We start from the raw sequence: 2,722 nt of genomic DNA, 5'->3' as shown, positions 1-2,722 counted from the left end.
GGTGAAGCCGGCGGCCGCGCTCTTTTTCGAGGTCTCACAGGACCGGGTAACGGGTAGCGATCCGTCGGCTTCAGGTCCCATTAGGTAACGGGGGGCGGGACGGCGCGCGTATCGGTGAGGCCCTTGTCGGCCTGCCGTCGACGGGACCACGACACTGCAATGGGCGAGCCCGTCCCCGGCCCGCCGCAGTAGGGGCAACATCCTGCTGGAACAGTGCCTGGCGCATCTCGCCGACCGCGGAGTCCGTGAGGTGACCACAGTCCCGCCCGCTCCCGCAGACGACGAGCCGGACCTCGATGTCGCCCTTGCCCTGCACACCGCGGCAGGGTTCGCCGAGATCGACCAGCTCCACGCCTACACCCGCGGGGCTTGAGCGCTTGCAAATGGTCTTTCCGCAGCACGGAGGTGCGCCTGTGATCTCGGAGAGGAAAGCAGGGGCTGTATGAGCGTGCCGACCGGACCGGCAGCAGCGGCAGCCAGTCAAGCCGTCCGAGGCACTAGAAGCCGAACCGGTGGTGCTGGGGCTGATCGACGCGGACTGGCTGCCCGGCCAGCAGCCGGCGCACGAACTACTCACACAGACGAAAGTCTGCAGGGGGAGGAAACGCTCATGGTGTGCGATCAGTACGGCGAGGTGGCGGGGGTAGTGCGCTGCCAGGTGAGGGCTGCAGATGACGCGGGGTTGATCGTGTGGCTGCACGGCCGCGAGGACTTCGAGGTGATCGCCGTGCTGATCGCGTTGGCCCGGGCTCGGCTGGGCGACTGAACCTGCAGGCTGGCGCCTCGAACTCGCCGACACCGACGGCCAGCACCTGGCCACCGCAGCCCTGCTCGCGCCCGCACCGGCCACTGCGGGCATGGCCGTGCTGTCGCAGCTGACGGTCCAGCCCCGGCGTCGGCGCTGCGGCATCGGCGGCCATCTGCTGGCCCAGTGCCTCCATCACGCGGGTCTGGTGCTGGCGAGGTCACGCTGCCATCCCCTGAAGACTTGGCGCAGCACCCGCCATACCGCCCTGTCCCTTCGGTGGCGACTGCCGGGACTGTAAGAAATCTTTACAGACCCCGGCTGCCGGGCCACGGAGACGAGGTGTGAACCGCCCTGGATTTGTTGGAGGCGGGGTTGTGTGGTTTCTCAGGCCGCCGGTGCGGTCTGGGGTGGACGGTAGTGGATGGTCTCGTACTCGGTGGGTGGAAGGTCGCCGATCGAGCTGTGCAGGCGCTGGTTGTTGTACCAGTCGATCCAGGTCAGCGTGGCGAGTTCGACGTCGTCGAGGGTCTGTCACGGGCCGCCGGGCTTGATGGTCGTCTTGAACAGACCGATGGACTCCATGAGCGCGTCGTCCAGCGCGTCTTCGGCACTGCCGACGCTTGGTACGGTCCCGGTTTCGGACAGGCGCTGGGTGTAGCGGATGGCCACATTTGACTGCCAGCGTCGCTGTGATGCACCAGCCCGTCCAGGTTAGGTGTGCGTCGCGGGACCAGATCGCCGGAAGAGTCCGGTGCCGGCCCCTTGGCTGATGAGGCGATGAAGAAAACTGTAGTGGGCGCGAGTGCCCGCGGGACCGGACCGGCCCAAGTATTGACAGCAGGCTCCTTGCGCATGTTCCTTCCGGGCGGAGAGAGCCGTAGGGACGCCGTGTCTCTGGGGCTGGTGGGGCACTGTGCGGGGTGACGCGTACACCAGTCCGGGCGCTCCGCGGCCGGGCCCCCACGGATCCGCAGCCCTGGCCCCGCCCGGCAGGGGTCGCGTCGGTGCCCCCACGGTTCTTGTCGAATCACATGGCCCGACGGCCCAGGCCTCTCCCCTTCGAGACCGGGGCCGCGAGCCGTGCGGTGCTCCCGCGATCCGGACGGGGCGGAGCGCGCGGAGGGATGCCTGGTGTTGGGCGGTGGCGAGGGCCAGTAGCGTTGGGCGGGCGGGGTGCGGGGAAAAAGAGGGCGTGCGCTGGGGAGGGTGCGGTGCAGGCGGGGGTGGATGCCGGTGAGGTGCAGGTGTATGTGGGCGGTGTGGGCCTGGTGGGTGAGCTGGTGCAGGGCGCGCAGGCCGGTGTGGTCGCAGAAGGGGAGGCCGGTCAAGTCCAGGCGAAGGTGGCGGGGCGGGTGTTCAGGGCGGTGGCGGCGGCCTGCTGGAAGGGGGACGGCGGCGAGTCGAGTCCTCCGGTCAGACGCAGCTCGACGGTGTCGCGGTCCCACACGGTATGGGTCTGCAGCAGGTCTTCCGCCCGCATGGCCGGCTCCGCTTCCCCTTAAGAGGCCCTAACAGAAGCTGTTGATCATGTGACTGTCGGCTTGGTTGCTCGTTGGTCTGTTCGTGGCGAGGAGGAACTCCCGGCCGTGGATCGTCTCGGACGAACTGTGGTCGCTGGTCGAGCCGTTGTTGCCGGTCCCGGCGTCGAAACTGGTGGCGGGGCGGCCGCGGGTGCCGGACCGGCAGGCTCTGTGCGGGATCCTGTTCGTCCTGCACACCGGCATCCAGTGGGAGTACCTGCCCCAGGAGCTCGGATTCGGCTCCGGCATGACGTGCTGGCGACGGCTGGCCGCGTGGAATGAGGCCGGTGTCTGGGACCGGCTCCATGCCATCCTGCTGACGAAGCTGCGTTCGGCGAAGCAGCTGGACTGGTCGCGGACGGTGATCGACTCCAGCCATGTCCGGGCTGCCCGCAGGGGCCCAAAAGCGGGCCCAGCCCGGTCGACCGAGGACGGTCGGGCAGCAAGCACCACG

Annotated in this window: 4 protein-coding genes and 3 pseudogenes; 3 read left to right on the top strand and 4 right to left on the bottom strand. The window is 68.8% G+C overall.

Annotation, left to right across the window (positions count from 1 at the left end):
* Window positions 1-250 precede the first annotated feature (250 nt).
* Window positions 251-373 (top strand): hypothetical protein, encoded by a 123-nt coding sequence (locus tag ACIGXE_RS37625; protein ID WP_399754664.1) that lies wholly within the window; start codon window positions 251-253, stop codon window positions 371-373.
* A gap of 237 nt (window positions 374-610) precedes the next feature.
* The gene (locus ACIGXE_RS37620; RefSeq protein ID WP_399754662.1) at window positions 611-766 is read left to right on the top strand and encodes a hypothetical protein; all 156 of its coding nucleotides are present in this window, start codon (window positions 611-613) and stop codon (window positions 764-766) included.
* A 366-nt stretch (window positions 767-1,132) separates the two neighbouring features.
* Here ACIGXE_RS37620 and ACIGXE_RS37615 read toward each other — a convergent pair.
* The 4 genes and pseudogenes from ACIGXE_RS37615 to ACIGXE_RS37600 form a co-directional block, all read right to left on the bottom strand.
* Window positions 1,133-1,267, bottom strand: a pseudogene (locus ACIGXE_RS37615) (integrase core domain-containing protein); the annotation flags it as partial.
* Window positions 1,268-1,279: 12 nt separating this feature from the next.
* Window positions 1,280-1,417, bottom strand: coding sequence for a hypothetical protein (locus ACIGXE_RS37610; RefSeq protein ID WP_399754666.1), 138 nt, complete (start codon window positions 1,415-1,417; stop codon window positions 1,280-1,282).
* A gap of 593 nt (window positions 1,418-2,010) precedes the next feature.
* Window positions 2,011-2,076, bottom strand: a pseudogene (locus ACIGXE_RS37605) (hypothetical protein); the annotation flags it as partial.
* Complete coding sequence (locus ACIGXE_RS37600) at window positions 2,073-2,228, bottom strand: hypothetical protein (RefSeq protein WP_399754660.1); 156 nt, start codon at window positions 2,226-2,228, stop codon at window positions 2,073-2,075. The gene ACIGXE_RS37600 and the pseudogene ACIGXE_RS37605, both read right to left, overlap by 4 nt.
* Before the next feature lie 83 nt (window positions 2,229-2,311).
* Between ACIGXE_RS37600 and ACIGXE_RS37595 the strand changes: the two are divergent.
* Window positions 2,312-2,722 (top strand): annotated as a pseudogene (locus ACIGXE_RS37595) (IS5 family transposase); the annotation flags it as partial.

The sequence above is a fragment of the Streptomyces sp. NPDC053431 genome, assembly GCF_044544925.1.
In the GTDB taxonomy this organism is placed as follows: Bacteria; Actinomycetota; Actinomycetes; order Streptomycetales; family Streptomycetaceae; genus Streptomyces.
The sequence above is the reverse complement of the archived record's forward strand: the minus strand, read 5'-3'. Positions and strand labels throughout refer to the sequence as shown.

What these genes read in the sequence shown, in the direction of transcription:
- ACIGXE_RS37620 (WP_399754662.1), top strand. Translation starts at nt 611, where the DNA reads ATGGTGTGCGATCAGTACGGCGAGGTGGCGGGGGTAGTGCGCTGCCAG.
- ACIGXE_RS37600 (WP_399754660.1), bottom strand. Translation starts at nt 2,228, where the DNA reads ATGCGGGCGGAAGACCTGCTGCAGACCCATACCGTGTGGGACCGCGAC.